The organism is Parasporobacterium paucivorans DSM 15970, from assembly GCF_900141895.1.
GTDB classification, from domain to species: Bacteria; Bacillota; Clostridia; order Lachnospirales; family Lachnospiraceae; genus Parasporobacterium; species Parasporobacterium paucivorans.
Genome location: NZ_FQYT01000012.1, coordinates 22,507 through 40,658, shown reverse-complemented (window position 1 = coordinate 40,658; position 18,152 = coordinate 22,507). Strand labels below are relative to the sequence as shown.

Annotated in this window: 11 protein-coding genes; 10 read left to right on the top strand and 1 reads right to left on the bottom strand. The window is 45.3% G+C overall.

The window, feature by feature from the left end:
• Positions 1-20: 20 nt before the first annotated feature.
• The 6 genes from BUA79_RS06650 to BUA79_RS06625 all read left to right on the top strand — a co-directional run bounded on the left by BUA79_RS06650 (position 21) and on the right by BUA79_RS06625 (position 5,999).
• Complete coding sequence (locus BUA79_RS06650; protein ID WP_073993592.1) at positions 21-860, top strand: DUF5685 family protein; 840 nt, start codon at positions 21-23, stop codon at positions 858-860.
• Positions 841-1,464 carry a J domain-containing protein gene (locus tag BUA79_RS06645; RefSeq protein ID WP_073993591.1) on the top strand — a complete coding sequence of 208 codons (624 nt, stop codon included), beginning with the start codon at positions 841-843 and terminating at the stop codon, positions 1,462-1,464. The genes BUA79_RS06650 and BUA79_RS06645 overlap by 20 nt, the downstream gene beginning before the upstream one ends.
• Positions 1,455-1,988, top strand: coding sequence for a hypothetical protein (locus tag BUA79_RS06640; RefSeq protein WP_073993590.1), 534 nt, complete (start codon positions 1,455-1,457; stop codon positions 1,986-1,988). Before BUA79_RS06645 ends, BUA79_RS06640 begins: the two co-directional genes overlap by 10 nt.
• Positions 1,989-2,061: 73 nt before the next feature.
• Positions 2,062-2,358 (top strand): FtsB/FtsL family cell division protein, encoded by a 297-nt coding sequence (locus tag BUA79_RS06635; protein WP_073993589.1) that lies wholly within the window; start codon positions 2,062-2,064, stop codon positions 2,356-2,358.
• Positions 2,359-2,368: 10 nt separating this feature from the next.
• On the top strand, positions 2,369-3,568 hold the full coding sequence (locus BUA79_RS06630; RefSeq protein ID WP_073993588.1) for an acetate/propionate family kinase: 1,200 nt from the start codon (positions 2,369-2,371) through the stop codon (positions 3,566-3,568).
• A gap of 16 nt (positions 3,569-3,584) precedes the next feature.
• Positions 3,585-5,999 (top strand): plasma-membrane proton-efflux P-type ATPase, encoded by a 2,415-nt coding sequence (locus BUA79_RS06625; protein WP_330389207.1) that lies wholly within the window; start codon positions 3,585-3,587, stop codon positions 5,997-5,999.
• A 40-nt stretch (positions 6,000-6,039) separates the two neighbouring features.
• On the opposite strand, the gene BUA79_RS06620 is transcribed toward BUA79_RS06625, so the two are convergent.
• Complete coding sequence (locus BUA79_RS06620; protein WP_073993587.1) at positions 6,040-14,835, bottom strand: glycoside hydrolase family 94 protein; 8,796 nt, start codon at positions 14,833-14,835, stop codon at positions 6,040-6,042.
• A 377-nt stretch (positions 14,836-15,212) separates the two neighbouring features.
• Here BUA79_RS06620 and BUA79_RS06615 point away from each other — a divergent pair, with 377 nt between their 5' ends.
• From BUA79_RS06615 to BUA79_RS06600, 4 genes are read left to right on the top strand one after another with little or no spacing between them, the layout of a single operon-like run.
• The gene (locus BUA79_RS06615) at positions 15,213-16,283 is read left to right on the top strand and encodes an MBL fold metallo-hydrolase (RefSeq protein ID WP_073993586.1); all 1,071 of its coding nucleotides are present in this window, start codon (positions 15,213-15,215) and stop codon (positions 16,281-16,283) included.
• A gap of 20 nt (positions 16,284-16,303) precedes the next feature.
• On the top strand, positions 16,304-16,525 hold the full coding sequence (locus BUA79_RS06610; protein ID WP_073993585.1) for a sulfurtransferase TusA family protein: 222 nt from the start codon (positions 16,304-16,306) through the stop codon (positions 16,523-16,525).
• Positions 16,526-16,543: 18 nt separating this feature from the next.
• Positions 16,544-16,963 (top strand): DsrE/DsrF/DrsH-like family protein, encoded by a 420-nt coding sequence (locus BUA79_RS06605; RefSeq protein ID WP_073993584.1) that lies wholly within the window; start codon positions 16,544-16,546, stop codon positions 16,961-16,963.
• A gap of 12 nt (positions 16,964-16,975) precedes the next feature.
• Positions 16,976-18,151, top strand: a complete 1,176-nt coding sequence (locus BUA79_RS06600) for a cysteine desulfurase family protein (RefSeq protein ID WP_073993583.1) — start codon at positions 16,976-16,978, stop codon at positions 18,149-18,151.
• Position 18,152: the final 1 nt, after the last annotated feature.

The window sequence follows — 18,152 nt, the reverse complement described above, 5'->3', positions numbered from 1 at the left end:
TGGTATAGCCGGGAGGAAATATGTTCGGTTACGTAAATGTTTATGGTCCTGAACTTAAGATGAAGGATTTTTATAAGTATAAAGCCTATTATTGCGGGCTGTGCAAAATCCTGCATGAAAAATATGGGCGGGCGGGTCAGATGACACTGTCTTATGATATGACATTTCTGATTGTTCTGCTCAACTCCCTGTATGAGACCCAGATGCAGCAGACCCGGGATAGATGCATCCGTCATCCTGTAAAACCGCATGATACTCTCTGCAATGAGATAACAGAATACGTGGCGGACATGAATATCGCCCTGACATATTACCACCTGCTGGATGATTGGCAGGATGAAAAAAGTCTGGCAGGTCTGGCGGGAGCAAAAATTCTGAAAAAGGATTTCCAGAAAATAAACAGTAAATATCCACGACAATGCGGAGTGATCCGGGAATCCCTCGACAGACTGCGGGAATCTGAGGAAAAAGGGGAAACGAATCTTGATATAGTGTCCCGGTGTTTCGGCGAACTTATGGCTGAAATATTTGTATATCGTCAGGATATGTGGGAAGAAAATCTCAGGAAGACAGGATTTTATCTTGGTAAATTCATATATCTCCTGGATGCATATGACGATCTGGAAAAGGATATAAAAAATAATAGCTACAATCCGCTGATTTCAATTCGGGATGAAGATGATTTTGAAGAGAAATGCGAGGATATGCTGACCATGATGATGGCAGAGGCGACGAGAGAATTTGAAAAACTCCCCTGTCTGGTGGACATCGACATTTTACGAAACGTATTGTACGTTGGAGTATGGTCCAAATTAAAGGATAAAAGGAAGGAACAGTTAAATGATAGCAAATCCATATGAGGTGTTAGGTATTTCGCCAAGCGCTTCTAATGATGAAATTAAAAAAGCATACAGAGAATTAAGCAGGAAATACCATCCGGATTCCTATGCCAATAATCCCCTTTCCGATCTGGCAGAGGAAAAATTCAAGGAAGTCCAGGAAGCGTACGATCAGGTCATGAAGGACAGAGAGAATGGCTCCTATGGCGGGAGCGGCGCAGCCTCTTATGGTCAGGCGTCCTATTCCGGCAGTACTGCGGAAGAAGACACACATTTAAATGCTGTTGCCAATTACCTGAATGCCCGACGCTACAGGGAGGCTCTCAATGTGCTTACCGGAATCGCAAACCGGGGAGGAAAATGGTATTACTACAGTGCGGTTGCCAATGCGGGCGTGGGAAATAATATGATTGCTCTGGACCATGCCAGGCAGGCAGTGAACATGGAACCAAATAACAGGGAGTATGTCACATTATTGAACCAGATTGAATGGCAGACACAAAGATACCAGGGTACACGGACAAATATGGGCGGTGGAATGGGAACTGGCAACCTGTGCTGCGACCTTTGGTGTGCGGATTCCTTGTGTGAGTGTATGGGAGGAGACCTCTGCTCATGTATGTAAATGCAAAAAAGATGGCTTTATTGGGTCTATTGCTGGCAATTTCGGTATTGCTGGTGATTCTGGGCGGAGTGATTGAAACCAGCACCTTTTTTCTGATGGCTGCAGCCGCTTTTTGTACTGGAATTGCCATCCGGGAAAACAATATCCGGATCGGACTTGCTTTTTATCTGGCCAGTGTAATCCTGTGTTTCCTGATTGCCCCCAATAAACTGTATTGCATTACATATTCGGTACTGGGGCTGTACATCCTGATTTCGGAGTTTGCCTTTGACCGGCTGTCTGCCGCACCGGCCGTCAGGAATAGGAAAAAAATCCTCTGGATTATTAAGTATGCGGCCTTTAACATCATGTATATCCCTATGCTAGTGTTTTTTCCGAAACTTTTTTTCGCGGGAGAAATCAAATTTTGGCTGCTGGCTGGCTTCTGGCTGGCGGGACAGGTTCTCCTGTTTGTATATGATTCGGCCTATCGGTATTTCCAAAACAATATATGGGAAAAAACAAGAAAAAAGCTTCGCCTGTAGGCGGGGCTTTTAGTTGCTTTAAGGTGACAAAAAGTCTATAATCAAAGTATAGACAAAAAAGGGGGAACTAAAAATGGACAACTCGCTTGAAAAGAAATATCAGGAACTGGTGGAAGAAAACAAGGCACTGAAAGAACAGATCAAAAAGCTTCAGAAGGACCAGAAAATTTACGACAGCCTCATTGTAAAAAACAACTGCTATTTCATAGAAAAGGAAAACGGCGACATGGATGGTCCGTTCTGTATCCGCTGCTGGGACAAACGAAAAAAACTGACCAGAATGACCATAATGGATTCTCCGGACGGCAGCAAGACCATGGCAACCTGCCACGACTGTACATTTATCGCATACCTGCCAATGTTTGACTAGGAATATTGAAATGAAAATATTAATAATAAATACAGGAAGCTCATCCATCAAATATCAGGTTTTCAGTATGCCTCAGGAGTCCGTGCTATGTAAAGGAATCGTGGACCGGATCGGGATTGCGGGAACGGTATTTCGGCATGAGAAGATTGGAAATGAAAAGATTGAGATCAGAGTGGATGTTCAGAACCATGCGATCGGTCTGGAAATGATTTTGGATATCCTTGTCAGCCCGGAACAGGGAGTGGTGCACAGGCTGGAGGAAATCAAGGCGGTTGGACACAGGGTGGTTCACGGAGGAGAACGCTTCAAGGAATCTGCTGTAATTGGGCAGGAAACAATTCAGGCCATACGGGATTGCTTTGAGCTTGCACCGGCACACAACCCGGCCAATTTGGCCGGGATTGAAGCCTGTCAGGATTCCATGCCAGGAATTCCGCAGGTCGCTGTCTTTGATACGGCTTTTCACCAGACAATGGGACCTGAACATTTTCTGTATGCCCTGCCTATGGAGGCATATGAAAAGTACAAGATCAGACGATATGGTTTCCATGGCACTTCCCATGACTATGTTTCCCATGAGGCAGCCAGACTTCTGGACAAACCTTATGAGGATTGCAGGATAATCTCTGCCCATCTCGGAAACGGAGCAAGCATCACGGCAATATGTGGAGGGAAGGTGGAGGATACCTCCATGGGACTTACCCCGCTGGAGGGGCTTGTAATGGGCACCCGCTGCGGGGATGTGGACCCTGCGATTGTAACGTATCTCATGGACAGAATGGGTCTGGATACAGACGGAATAAATGACTATTTAAATAAAAAGTCCGGTTTGCTGGGCATTTCCGGTATTTCCGCCGATATGCGGGATCTGGTGACCGCTGCGGAGGGCGGCAGTGAAGAAGCCCGTATGGCAATTGAAATATACATCCTGCGGGTTAAAGGCTATATCGGGAATTATATCGCAAAGATGAACGGATGTGATTGCCTGGTATTCACTGCGGGTGTTGGTGAAAACCGGTTTGAAATCCGTGAAAAAATCTGCGAGGAAATGGACTGGCTGGGAATTTCCATCGACAGAGACAAGAACCGGGTTCAGGGAGAAATGGCAGATATAACCGGACCGAATTCCCGGATAAAGGTTATGGTCATACCCACGGATGAGGAACGGATGATTGCCCGGGACACCTACAGGTTGTCCGGATCCATTTGAATGGGGGGGAATGCACTTGGAGCTTCGGAGCACTTCTGAATATAAGAAAATGTCATCGGATGAGGCAATGGGAATTTTAGAGACAACGCCAGCTGGGCTTTCATCAGAAGAGGCAGAGCAACGTATCAAGACATTTGGATATAATGAAATTAAAGAACCCAAGAGGAATCCGTTTCTTGGGTTCTTTAAGCGTTATTGGGGACCAATGCCTTGGCTGCTGGAATTTGCAATTGTACTCACTGTGATATTAAAGCATTACACCGAGAGCTGGATCATCTTTATATTGCTGACCGTAAACGCAGTTATTGGGTACGTACAATCCCAAAACTCGCAAAAGGCCGTAGGACTGCTTAAAAAGAAACTGGAAATAAACGCAGAAGTATTACGTGATGGCAAAGGGATTTTATTAGAAGCAAAAGAGCTTGTCCCAGGAGATGTGATACAAATCAAGCTCGGAAATCTTGTTCCGGCGGATGTGTATATCATCAGCGGAGATGTATCAGTTGATGAGTCAGCTTTAACCGGTGAATCCATGCCGAAAGACTCGCATCTGTCAGATATTGTTTTCTCAAGTTCGATTGTGAAACGTGGGAAAGCTAAAGGTGTAGTGGTCAATACCGGTTCGAGTACGTATTTTGGTAAAACCGTTGAGCTCGTGAAAATAGCCAGGCCAAAATCAAAGCAGGAAGAATTGATGCTTAAAATTGTCAAATACATGATGTATTTGGGGTTAGCCGCGTCCATCATAGTTTCTGTTTATGCCATTCATCTTCAGAAAGAGATTTTGTTTATTCTTTCTTTTATTGTGATTTTTCTAATCGGAGCCATACCAGTGGCTCTTCCGGCAGTACTGACAATCGTTCAGGCAATGGGAGCGCGGGAGCTTTCGAAAAAGGGGGTTCTTGTAACCAGGTTGGATTCAATAGAAGATGCAGCTTCAATTGATATCTTTTGTTTTGATAAAACAGGAACGATAACGCAAAATAAATTATCTGTTGTAGACAGCGCTGCATTTGGAAAGTTTAATAAAGAAGACGTCATCAAAATGGCTGCCTTGGCCTCACAAGAAGAAGGGATGGATGCCATAGACCTTTCCATTATTAATTATTCAAAATCCATCAATATGGACTTCAGCGGATATGAGAAAAGAACCTATATTCCATTCAACCCTGAAAGCAAGAAAACGGAGGCGGTCGTGAAACTCAATGGAAAGAATATCAGAATCGTAAAAGGTGCCGCCCAGACAATCATGGAATTATGCGGGGATATTGATGATATTGTTTCAGAACGGGCAGACAATGTTATAAAGGGATTCTCTGAAAAAGGCTCCAGGACAATTGCGGTTGCGGTATCGGAGTCGGGCAGCGGTGAGCAGTTAAATTTTGCAGGCTTCCTGGCAATAGCCGATCCACCAAGGGAAGATTCGAAAAGCATGATAGCGGAGATAAAAAATCTCGGGATAAAAATCCTGATGCTTACCGGCGATAGCACCGCCATTGCACAGGAGATTGCCATACAGGTTGGCATAGGAAATCAGATTCACCGAATTGGAGATCTGGACATTCTGGGTAATAAAGAACAGCTGCAGTTTATTGAAAGAAGTGATGGTTTTGCTGAAGTGTATCCCGAGGATAAATATAAAATTGTAAAAATGCTGCAAGATAATGGACATGTAGTTGGAATGACAGGGGACGGCGTCAATGATTCGCCCGCATTGAAACAGGCAGATCTCGGAACCGCTGTCAGTGAAGCCACCGACGTAGCGAGGGCATCTGCAAGCATTGTTTTGACCCAGCCAGGATTGAGTGAAATAATCGATGCAGTGAAAATCAGCAGAAAAACTTACCAGCGCATGCTGACCTGGGTTATAAACAAAATAACGAAGGTTGTAGAAGTTGTAGTTTTATTTTCCGTCGGATTCTTCTGGCTGCACGACATTGTCATTTCCCTTTTGGGAATGTCCCTGTTGGTGTTTGCCAATGACTTTGTAACTATGGCAATTTCCACTGACAATGTACAGTCAACTGCTTCACCTAATAAATGGAATATTAAAAATATAACTTTATCCTCATTGATTCTGGGCATATTTTTTTCTCTTGAAGATTTATTGATCATATTCATCGGTCTTAAATATTTCCATCTGCAATTTGATAAAATTCAAACCCTCGTGATGCTGAGCCTCGTATTCAACACTCAATTCAGAATATTGATTGTAAGGGAAAGGAAACATTTCTGGTCGTCTGCGCCGAATAAAAAACTGCTCCTGGTTAATATATTGACCATAATTGGTTTCGCGTTACTAGGGAGCTTCGGCGTTTTTGTTCCGGGCCTGTTTATTTATCAAGTCTCCATTATATTGGGAATCACGCTGTTATTTATGTTTGGTGTTGATTTCATTAAATACTGGCTGTTCAGACGATTTGGGTTATAGGATATAAGGAATGCGCCTGAAAAAATGGGTTGGATTCCACTCAGGTGCCCATCAGCACATCGACTTTATGGGTCAGCCCGTCGTTTACTAGAGGGATTATGCTGTCAGCCTGGAGCTCCAGGTCCACATAAACATGATGCACGCCCCTGCTGATGCCATTTGGATTGCTTACTTTTATCTCATATGTTGTTTCCATATATCTGTATCTGATCGAATATCCGGTCCAATTCCCTGGTATGCTTGGATTTGGAATCAATTTGTCGCTCTCCTTATTAAATCCAAGAATACTTTCTAGGCCGGCCTTGTACATCCAGCCGGCCGCACCGGTGTACCAGGTCCAGCCCCCTCTTCCAATGTGGGGCGGCTCTCCGTAAACATCGGCAGCCATCACATATGGCTCGACCTTATAAATCCAGGATTCTCTGTTGGTACGCGAATGGTTGATGGGGTTGAGCATCCTGAAGCAGTTCCATGCCTTGGTGCCCTCGCCCATTTTGGCGAAGGCCGCCACGACCCAGGCAGCTGCATGCGTATATTGCCCGCCATTTTCTCTTATGCCGGGAAGATATCCCTTGATATAGCCCGGTTCCAGAATGCCGTCATTAAAGGGAGGGGTCAGTAGCTTGATGATTCCTTCTTCGCCCATCACGAGATAGTTTTCAAGGGACTGCATAGCCTTAGCGGCTCTCCCTGCATCTCCCGCACCCGAAATTACTGACCAGGTTTGTGACAGGGAATCGATTTTGCATTCACTGTTGCCCGCGGTGCCTAACGGCGTTCCATCATCAAAGAAAGCCCGGATATACCAGTTTCCATCCCAGCCATTATTTTCAATGGCATCTGATATTTGGGGGACGAGGAGAGAATAGCTTTCTGCTATATCTCCATCTCCCATTTTGTGGCAGATAGGTATGATTTTTTGCAATGTTGTTAACAAAAACCATCCAAGCCAAACACTTTCTCCCTTCCCGCCGCTTCCAACGCTGTTCATGCCATCATTCCAGTCTCCTCCCCGGATTAGCGGAATCCCATGTTCACCAAACTGGAGTGCGTTGTTCACAGACCGGATACAATGGTCATAAAGAGAAAAGCATTCTTTAGAAGCTTTCGGCTGGCAGTATCTGTCCTCCTCATTCTCTTTTAAAGGTTCCTCCTGCAGATAGGGTATCTGGCTGTTTAAGATGTCATAATCTCCGGTCACCTTTATATATTCGGCAGTCACGTAAGGCAGCCATAAATAGTCATCGGATATTCGGGTCCTGGTGCCTTTAGAGGCTGGTTCATGCCACCAGTGCAGTACGTCGCCCTCTTCGAACTGATGACCCGCATGTTTTATGATCTGGGCTCTGGCGAGGGAAGGACAGGTTGCAGCCAGGGATAATGTATCCTGAAGCTGATCCCGGAAGCCATAGGCTCCGCCAGCCTGATAAAATCCAGAGCGGGCCCACATCCTGCAGGAAATGACCTGGTATAAAAGCCATCCGTTCAGCATGATATTCATAGCAGGATCGGGGGTATCTACCTCTATTACCTGTAGTTTGTCACTCCAAAAGCGGTCAACCTCCTCTAAAGCAGCCTTTGCCTGCGTGTCAGTCTTGAATCTGCCAGCAAGTTCAAGAGCCTCCTCCTGATTTTTGCCCATTCCCATAACAAAAACGATGTCCGCTGCTTCATTTGCCTCAAGATGGACATTGATCTGCATCGCTCCACAGGGATTGTAACCTGCACCGGTCATTCCGGAAAGTTGCTTGACTTTCAATGCGTCCGGAGCATCAAGCCTTCCACAGCCAAAAAACTCCTTTCTGTCTCCGGTAACACTACGCTCTGCAACAGAGACATCCATAAAACAAACTCTGCCAGCAAATTCACTGGAATATGGATTCTCGATTATCAACGTACCTTCCGGTGTCTGGGAACTTATCAGGTGCAAAGCTGTCTCGCTCATGCTGACTCCCAGAATAGGAGTCATATAATAGGTTATATTTAAATTTTTGGCCATTCGGCTTTCGTTGTGAAAGTGGAGCATGCTGATTTTTACCGTGCCGGAAACAGGAACAAACTGTACAAGTTCCTGTTTGATCCCGTGGCTCTGGTGCAGGAATCTTGTGTGTCCGAATCCATGCTCAATGGTATAAGGCTCTTCCTCCCTGATTGGAAGCGGGGTCATGGACCAAAGCGCTCCTGATTCATCGCTGATATAGAAAACTTCTCCTGGCTCATCACTGACCGGATCATTTGACCAGGGGGACAGTTTGTTTTCCCTGCTGTTTTCACACCAGGTGTAACCGCCGCCTGTCTCAGAAACCATAAACCCGAAATCAGGATTGGCGATGACGTTCACCCATGGGGCAGGGGTCATCTGGTTGTTTTCAAGTCGGATGATATAGCTGCTTCCATTTCCTCCAAATCCGCCAAAGCCATTGAAAAATTGAAGCTCGTCTGTTTCATATCCCACTAAAGGATGCTGTGCCTGGTTTTCATCCTTGCTGTATTCACGGAAATCCATACAATCCGCAATTTTTTCTTCAACCAGAAAGGAGCCCGCGTCGGTTCGTGACCCGTCAGTGCTGACCTGTTCCTCCATTGTACCGCAGCCGCCAATGAAAATCATTCGGGCGCTGGCGTAGAGCAGGGTTATGTCCTGGTCTGTCATGGTGCTGGCTTTTAAAATGAATACGTCCTGGTGGCGATTCAATGAATCCTGTGTCTGCATGTTGTAGACTATTTCCGTAATCAATGAATGGAGTGGGTTAGCGTAGCTGTTTTCTTCCCGGCCTAAAATGATCAGGTCAACCTTAAGATCCTTCAGACGCCAGTATTCGTGAGCCTTTAGCAATTCATAAAGGAGTTCCACATCATCTGTCCTGTCGAGCATCAGAAGAACAATAGGCCTGTCGCCTGAAATGCCGTATTTCCATAAGGATTTCTGTCCTTCCTGGTTATCCTTCAGAAGCTGTTCGTGCTTCCTCCTTAGGGGGCTGATAAAAAGGATATCGGATACACAATCCTGATATAGTTCCGTTTCAGCTGCTTTGTTGTTCAGATACTTCGCTTCCACCTGGCTTCTTGTCAATGCAAGCCAGAATGAAGCATCACAGGCTTCCGTATGGTTGTATTTTCCGACCAGCTCCATGACAGCCTCTCTGGTGTCTGCCATTGCAGTAACAAAGAAAATACGGGCAGTATTTCCGGCCTCCACACGGACTCGTGCTCTCATACTGAGTATCGGATCCAGAACAGAACCAACAGTATTTGACAGGGGTTTGCTCCGACTGATTACTTCCGGATGGCTGGGATTGTTTCCTCTTCCTATAAACTGCAATCTGTCCGTTTCATATTCGATGTCGCCAATAATTTCCCCGTCGATCACTGGCATTACGGCTACCCATACTTTTTTGTCGCACTGGCTTCTTGTACGCCGGTTTGCGAGCAGCACTTTGTGTTGGGCATCAAACTCCGTACTTACAAAAAGGTTGCTGAAAGCCGGATGCGCCAAATCAGAGTTGTGGGAAGCTGCAACAAGTTCAAAATAGCTGGTTACCTGGAGAGTACAGGCCGATTTTCCATTGTTTTTGAGCCTGATCCGTCTTACCTCTGCATTTTCTCCGGAAGAAACGATGACCTCCGTCAAGGTTTCAATGTCTCCATCTGTTCTTTTATATGCAGCCTTATCTGCAGTGAAAACTACTTCGTAGCTTTTTGGCATCACATTTAACGGAGCGTATGTCGCGGACCAGTTCTGGTTCTTTTCGATATGTTCAATATAGAAGAAGGTGCCAAAGCTGTCCATAATGGAATCTTCCCGCCACCTCGTTATATCAACGTCTCGGCTTCTGCTGTATCCGGTGCCCTTATCCGTCAGTGTCACAAAGTATTTGCCGTTGGATAGAACGTGAGATTTTGGCAGATTAAAATCAGGGGCCGTAAATCGCCGGTATGAACCTTTGTCGCTGAAGGCCGTTGCTTTTGAAACGTGTATTTTCTCCTTGCCGTCCTTCGTGAAGACAACATTTAATGGCACTTTTTCCTGAAGAAGGAGTCGTGCCGCCTTTATACGCGGGTCTTTCGAGAATCGACTCTGCATCGTATCCCCGTTAAGATAATTGTTGAGGGCCATAAGGCTCATCCCCTCATGGTGTGCCATGAAGCTTTTTATAACGACTCTTTTAGTCAGGGGTTCGAGGCGCTCCGGGGTGTAATCCGCTGCTTCATAGAAACCATATGGACCTTCCAGGCCCTCCGCCTTCAGGTACTTAATGTTTTTGTAAGCTTCCTCCGGGTCTACCATCAGGGCAAGGAAGGTTGCATAGGGTGCTACGACAGCATCTTCTGCCAAACCTCTTTTCAATCCAAGCCAGGGCACTCCTATGGCTTTATACTGGTAATCAAGATTTATATCTAAAGAATTATAGGCAGACTCTGATGTTCCCCATGGCGTTTCCCTCTGCCTTCCATATTTTATCTGACTCTTCACTACAAAGGAGTATGTCTCATCCAGAAGAGTGTTTCGGTAGCTCCTCATTAACAGCAAAGGCATCAGGTACTCAAACATGGTTCCGCTCCAGGAAACCAGCCCCTTGAAACGATCCACCACTGTCAGGGATCGGCCCAGCATAAACCAGTGCTTCGGAGGTATCTCACCCCTTGCGATTGCTATATAGCTGGTTTGCCTGGCTTCTGATGCCAGCAGATCATAATAGGAATTGGTCGGTTTTTTTTCTTCCATGTTATAGCCAATGTAAAACAAATGTCTTCGTTCATTGTAAAGTTCGGCGAATCTGGTGTTCATCGAAAGGTCGTTTATTCTCGCTATCAATCGGTCATATTGGACAATGAAGTCTCTTGAAAATCGGAATGATTTTCCTGCCGCTTCCTTCAGTCCATTCAGCCAGGGTAATTCTGCTTCAAAAGATCCGCCCGATGCTTCGCGGATATCTTCAGTCAGCTGATTACAAAGGTCACAGATGTTTTTGCTCAAAGAAGGAAGAGCCTTCAGGCTGACATTCGTCCGAACAAGCTCAAGAAGCAAGTCTGTTTTTGATGTCAGCACATCATTTGAAAGCGGGCCAGGTACGGTATACGACATTGCGACCCAGGGCATGAAGCTTTCCAGCTCTTCTTTAAGCATTCTGACCATATTTTTGCTTTTGGTTTTCCATTCCGCCTTCATTTTGCAGGAGATCAATGGATTCTCAATGAATCCATCCAGTGCTTTGCGCCATAGCACAAGATCGATTTTTTTCTGCTTTTCCAGGGGTTCAAAAGCAGAAAAATCAATGGGCAGTTCCTGGCCATCTTCCAGACCGGCTCTTGCCGTGTCTGTAATGCCTCTTGCAAAGGAAGCATCGATCAAAGGTCTTTCATAATATTCCTCCAGGCCCTGAACCAACGTGGTCAGGTAGCAGACCAGATTTCCGCTGTCAACGGTGGAAACATACATTGGATTGAGCGGTTCAAGGGTCCTGGTGTCATACCAGTTATATAAATGTCCATTCCACTTTTCCATTTTTTCCATGGTTGTAATCGTTTTTGAAATAAGATCTGTAGTCATGATAAGTCCGGTATAACCCATGTCCCTGCCGGTCAGAGAGGCCATCAATCCAAGACCGATATTTGTAGGAGACGTCTTGTAGGCGATCCCTCTGTAAGGCTCTTCCTGAAAATTATCCGGTGCGAGGTAATTGTTTTTTGCATCTGCAAATTCTTCAAAATACCGCCATGTTTTTCTGGCTGTTTTCCTTAGATCCAACAAATCGCTTTCCTGCAATTTTTCAATCTTAATATGATCGTCTTTGCTGATAATGCATGCAACCACGGGCGAAATCAGCCAGGCTGCGAGTAAAACAAAACTTACAGTCAAACTTTCGGGTTTGAAATAGTAGGAAAGCATCGCAATGACAATGCCGGAAGTTGCGCTTAAGCCCATCGTTGAAATATAGCTTTTCAAGGAATTCGTCTGCACTCTGTCGGCATCGGCAGACGTAACCCATTCGAGCATCTTTTTCTTTGTTATGAAGACACGGGTCAGCGTGACCGCAACAGCTTCCAATACCGTAAGTGCCTGGTAAGGCAGAAATATGATCCCTATAAAGAACTGAAAGACAGGGGCCTTTATTCCGAAAAACCCCGGAAGATGTCTTTTGATGCAGTCGGGCTTAAGTCCATCCCTGAATATCTGCGTTAAAAAAGACAGGATGAGTGGAAGCCCCATGGAAACAATGCCGAAACCGACCCAAAAGATACCGGAGCCCGGGAGAATGCTCAAGCCTAAAATGATAAGTAACATGACGGAGGGCGTAAGCAGGCTCCTTCTCAGATTATCCATTATTTTCCATTTGGAAACATATGAAAGCGGGTTCTTTATACATGTCTTGTCTCTTGTAAAGATTTTCCCACCCAACCAGGGGATAAGCTGCCAATCCCCCCTGACCCATCTGTGAAGCCTGGCCATAAAGGAATTGTATTTTGATGGATAGGAATCCACCAGCTCCAAGTCAGAAACCAGCGCCGCCCTCACAAAGGATCCCTCCAGCAGATCATGGCTGAGGATTGCGTTTTCCGGCAATTTTCCCTTTAGAACAGTCTGAAAAACTTTAAGGTCATAGATGCCTTTTCCGGTAAAAATTCCTTCTCCAAAAAGATCCTGATAAACGTCCGAGATGGCGCTGGCGTATGGATCAAGTCCCTCCTGTCCAGTGTATATCCTTGAAAAAATTGATCTGTTTGAACTGTCGCTGTCAAAGGAGACTTTGGGCTGCATCAGGCCGTATCCTTCCGAAACAACCCCATCTTTCTGGTCAATTACTGGCCTGTTAAGTGGATGAGCCATAGCGCCGATCATTTTTTTGGCCATACCTAAAGGCAATACAGTATCTGCATCGAGCGTGATGACATACTTGATATTTGCATTCGGGAGCAATTCATTAGAATAAAAGGAAAAACTGGTGTCTTCAGAACCGAGAAGCAATTCATTAAACTCCATTAAGGCGCCTCTCTTTCGCTCCCAGCCGGTCCAGTTGTTGTCTTTTTCATTGAATTTCCGCTGCCTGTTATAAAAATAAAACACATCTTTTTTGCCGTCGGTGTATTTGCTGTTCAAAGCGTCTATTCTGTCAGAGGCTTCTTTTACAACGCTCTTGTCCTCTTTATTGTTCTCATGATCCGAGTCTTTGAAAGCACCTATCAGCGCAAAATACAAATTTTTCTCTCTATTCCCGAGGTAATGGTTTTCCATATTCTCCATTATTTCTATGACACGTTTTTTGTCAGAAAGAAGAGCCGGAATCACGACCATCGTACTTAGGTTCTCTGGAATGCCCTCTTTTAATTCCAGCCGCGGAAATACAGCCGGATTTTTCACTTTACAAACGACCCAGTTTATAATAGAAATTACAATTTCAGAAGCGGGTATGATTGCCGCCGCCACAGTTAAAATCAGGTATAAATAGGGATTTCCAGAAATATGATTCATCGTATAGCTGAGTATCAAGAGGGTAAGAAGTACCGTAAACAGGATAATTGAAAGCATATATATAATTCCCTGGTGGTCTTCTATCGATTTTTTAGGCTTTGCTAAAAATTTGGTATTTCTCTTTTGTCCATCTTCAAGAACCTTAAGTCCGTTTCCGACAATATAATAGCCGATATGCTGTCTGCGATTATCCAGACTATCATCATCAATTGCGGTTTGGATATCCGGCATTGCGTTCTGAGCGAGTCTTAGTGCTTCCCTCGCAATAAAAAGTTCCGAAACGCCGTATGTTTTAGCAATCGTTTCAACTCTTTTTTTATAAAAGTATCGGGAATTTATGTCCATTTGACTATAGATTTCACCGGGATCTTTTTGGAGAATTTTTTCCAGATAACTGGCCGCATCAAACAAATCGATCCAGTTTCTGCTTGAAAGATGTTTGAGGCTTACTATGCAGTTTCCTAAGGAAACGGTGCTGACTGCCTGTGCATTATGTGCTTTTTGGGCAAGGATTTCTGTTGTGGTATCGAATTTGTCGAGACTTTCGTCTATGTAACGAAGTATATCCGAGTACCTTCGTCCGGACCTTCGCATTCTGTAAAAGAGGTGTTCCAAAAAGGATGGGTTGGCTGTCTCAATTGCTTCGTTGATTGCCTTGCCATTGATTTTGAGCAGTCCCTGCATTTTGTCTGTATCAGCTCCAGTGTCATCCAGCCATTTTTCAATCGTTTCATCTGCGAGCTTCCATTGTTTTCTGGTTTCCGTTAAATCTTCACAGATTGTTCTGATGTTTTCAATAAGTGCCAGCCGCATCATGGCCGGAATGACACATATCTCACGCTCAAAAAGTATGTTATGTGACTGATATGCTTCCAGATATTTCAGCAAGGTGCCTTCTTCAATCTGACCGTCTGTATGGGCGACCAGTTCGGATGAAAGAGCTAAGATTCTGGAGACTCCTCTGTGAGGTCCTTTTTTCAGAACTGGTAAATCATAATAGATTTTTTTTGAAAGATCTTTGCACAGCCCGTTAACCTGTTCCTCTATCACATAAAAATTATCGAGCAGCCACTCCGCAGCGGGCGGCAAAGCATGTTTTTTAATGATATCCGAATTCAGATCTTCATATACCTGGCGGATAAATCCGAAGTTTTCGTTCATGCGCGTCACAGGCCAGTTCAAAATATTTTTCTTTGAAGACACCGAATGCTCCAGGGACATATTTCTGGCATGTGCCTCCAGTTCTTCTACCGTCAGAGATGCATCCCGAATATTAATATTCCGTTTTTTCTGTATCTTAAGTAAAACACCCAATAAGAGTAATGACATGAGTACCACTGCCCCTAAAACATAAATATAAATCATGTATTGTGTTATCAATTGTGTTTTCCTCTTTTCTGATTCAGAATAAAAAAAAGCCACCTTTATAAAAAGGGACTTTTGCTGTTGTGCAAGACCTATTTGATTTCTTTTCTTAGTATTCTTCTTATGTTCTGATTATACGCTCCGAACATGTAAATGTCAAAGTTTGGGAGTAACTGCGCCGGCGCCAGTAAAATAAATGTATCAATTGAAAATGCTGCATGGTATAATACCTATATAGTTTCAACGTGATCGGGACCGGTGAATGCCAGCGTGTATTTTTACTTTTTCCATTGAACATGACGAATCTCGAGCCGGCCCGAAAGGGCCGGCTTTTGTGTTTGGCCGGAATGGCGTCTGATACCGGAGGAGGAATGAATATGATTTTTGAACAGCTGAACGACATTGCATGCAAAACCTATCTTATCATGAATGACAAGGACAACAGGGCTATCCTTGTGGATCCGGTTATTTCCAAAGTGCAGGAATATATCGGCCTCATGCAGGAAAAAGGCTGGAACCTTACCCACGTTATCGATACCCATACCCATGCGGACCACATCTCGGCAGGGCCTCTTCTGAAAGATATGTCGGGGTGCGAGTACATCATGCACGAGCTGGCTCCTGCCCAATGCGTCACAAGACGAGTGAAGGACGGGGATGTTTTGAGACTGAATGATATGGAAATCAAGATTCTGCATACTCCGGGACATACCCGGGATTCCGTTACTCTGCTGGTGGATGGCAAGGCCCTTACGGGGGATGTGCTGTTTCTGGATGAAGGCGGCGGAGGAAGGGATGACCTTCCAGGAGGGGATTCCTCCCAGCACTGGAAAAGTCTGGAAATTCTGCGAAAACTGCCGGATTATATAATGGTTTATCCGGGGCACGACTACGCTGGCCGCACCCCCTCCACCATTGGCGAGCAGAAGAGGAGAAATCCTCACTTAAAGGAAAGAAGCCAAAAGGAATTTTCGGAATATATTGATGATCTGAAGCTGGGACCGGAAGACTGGATGAAAGATGTTCTCAAGGCCAACTACGATTGCACAAGGGATCCGCAGGCAGTCGGGATTCCGGAAGACAACAGGGCATGTGAAATAAAAGGCATGGTGGAAGGAGAAGATAAAGAGCCAGAAGTCAGCTACATCAGCCGGGAGGAACTGCAAAAGGAACTCATTTCTGCAGAAAGTAAGCCCACACTCCTGGATGTCAGGGAGGACGAGGAACTGAAAGGACGTCTGGGATACATTGAGGGAATCATAAATATTCCGATTGGATCCCTCGCATCAAGAATTCATGAAATGGATCCATATAAAGATAAGAAAATTGTGGTTATATGCCGATCCGGTGCAAGAGCGGCGGCAGGTGCAAGAATCCTGGAGTCTGCCGGATTTGAAAATGTATCCGTCTTAAAGGGCGGAATGCTGGAATGGAGAAAACAGGAATAAGATAAATATGGAGGTCCAGTATGGCGGAAATAAAGATAGATGTCAGAGGGGAGACCTGTCCGATTCCCCTTGTTGAGATGCGGAAGGCCCTAAGGAAGTCTGTACAAGGAGATCTGGTTGAAATTATCGGCACGCATCCCGCATCCAGAAGAGAAATTCCAATGGCGGCGGATGCGTTGGAGGTGAAGGTCGTCTCCAATGAACAGAATGGCGACGAGTGGAAAATCGTTATCCAGAAGTAGCCGGAAGGGGGCTTGAACATGGCTGATAAAGCAACTATTATCGTTCACAGCGGAGATATGGACAAAATATACAGTGCCCTGATCGTGGCTAACGGTGCATTATCGATGGGGATGGAAGTATCTATGTATTTCACTTTCTGGGGATTGCAGAGGCTGAAAAAAGGCGGGCTGGAAAAGGGACCCCTGTCAAAGATGCATATGCTGGGTATTGGAAAGCATATGATCCAAAGCCGGATGAAGAAGGTGAATGTAGCCTCCCTTGACAGGTTGATTACAGATTTCAGGGAGCTGGGAGGAAGAATTATCGCCTGCGAAATGACAATGGAAATAATGGGACTGAAACGAAAAGACCTGAACGAGGAGCTTATCGATGAATACGGAGCGGTAGGTACATACATCAGAGAAGCCAGGGAATCGGAAATTACATTGTTTATTTAGTGAGGTGAAAATGTGGGAGAAAAAGTGATTTATCTGGATAATGCGGCTGCGACCAAACTGGATGAAGCGGTCTTTGAAGAGATGAAATCCTGTTTTTTTGAGAAGTATGCCGTTGCCACGTCGGAATTCGGGTACTCTCAGGGAATTGAAGCAAGGGAAATCCTCTTGAAGGCCAGGACAGACCTTGCTGCCTGCCTGGGAGCTGATCCCGAGGAAATGGTCTTTACTTCCGGGAATGCTGAATCAGGGAATCTGGCTTTGAAAGGAGTGGCCGGAGCTCTTGGAGAGAAAAAGGGAAAACATATCATCGTTTCTAAAATTGAGGATTTTCCGGTCCTGCACAGTGCCAAAACCCTCGAAAAACAGGGGTTCAAGGTGGACTATCTGGATGTGGACGAATTTGGTTTCATCGACATGGGCCAGCTGGAAAAACGGATAGGAGCGGATACGATTCTGGTATCGGTCCAGCATGCCAACCAGGAAATCGGGACAGTGCAGGATATAGAAAAAATCGGAAAATTATGCAGGGAAAGAGATGTATTGTTTCATACGGATGCCACGCACACATTCACCCGAATCCCTATCGACGTAAACCGGGTTAATGCAGACCTTGTTACGATATCAGCCCATACGATTCACGGACCTAAGGGCATTGGAGGCCTCTACGTGCGGAAGGGTACCCCGCTTATGAAGCTTATGGACGGAGGATTTCAGGAATTTGACCACAGGGGTGGAATTGAAAACATCCCGGGAGCAGTAGGTTTCGCAAAGGCTGCCCGGCTTGTGACTCCTGAGGAAAACTTATATCTGCAGGCCATGCAGAAGAGAATAACCGAGCTGGTTTTTGAAAGAATTCCACTTGTAACCCTGAATGGGCATCCGGAAAAAAGAATTCCGCAGAATGCGAATATTACATTTCATCACGTGGAAGGAGAATCCATCACTCTGCATCTGGATATGTACGGAATTGCTGTCAGCACAGGCTCAGCCTGCTTCAGCCGTTCTCTGGAAGCCAGCCACGTCATGATGGCCATTGGGGGAGACCATGAAAGAGCCCACGGTTCCATACGATTCAGCTTCGGACGATTCAACTCGATGGAGGAAGTCGGATTTGTCGTGGAAAAGCTGGAAAAGATAATTGAGAACCTCAGAAGAATCAGCCCTTTAGGGAAGAGAGGAGGTAATTAAA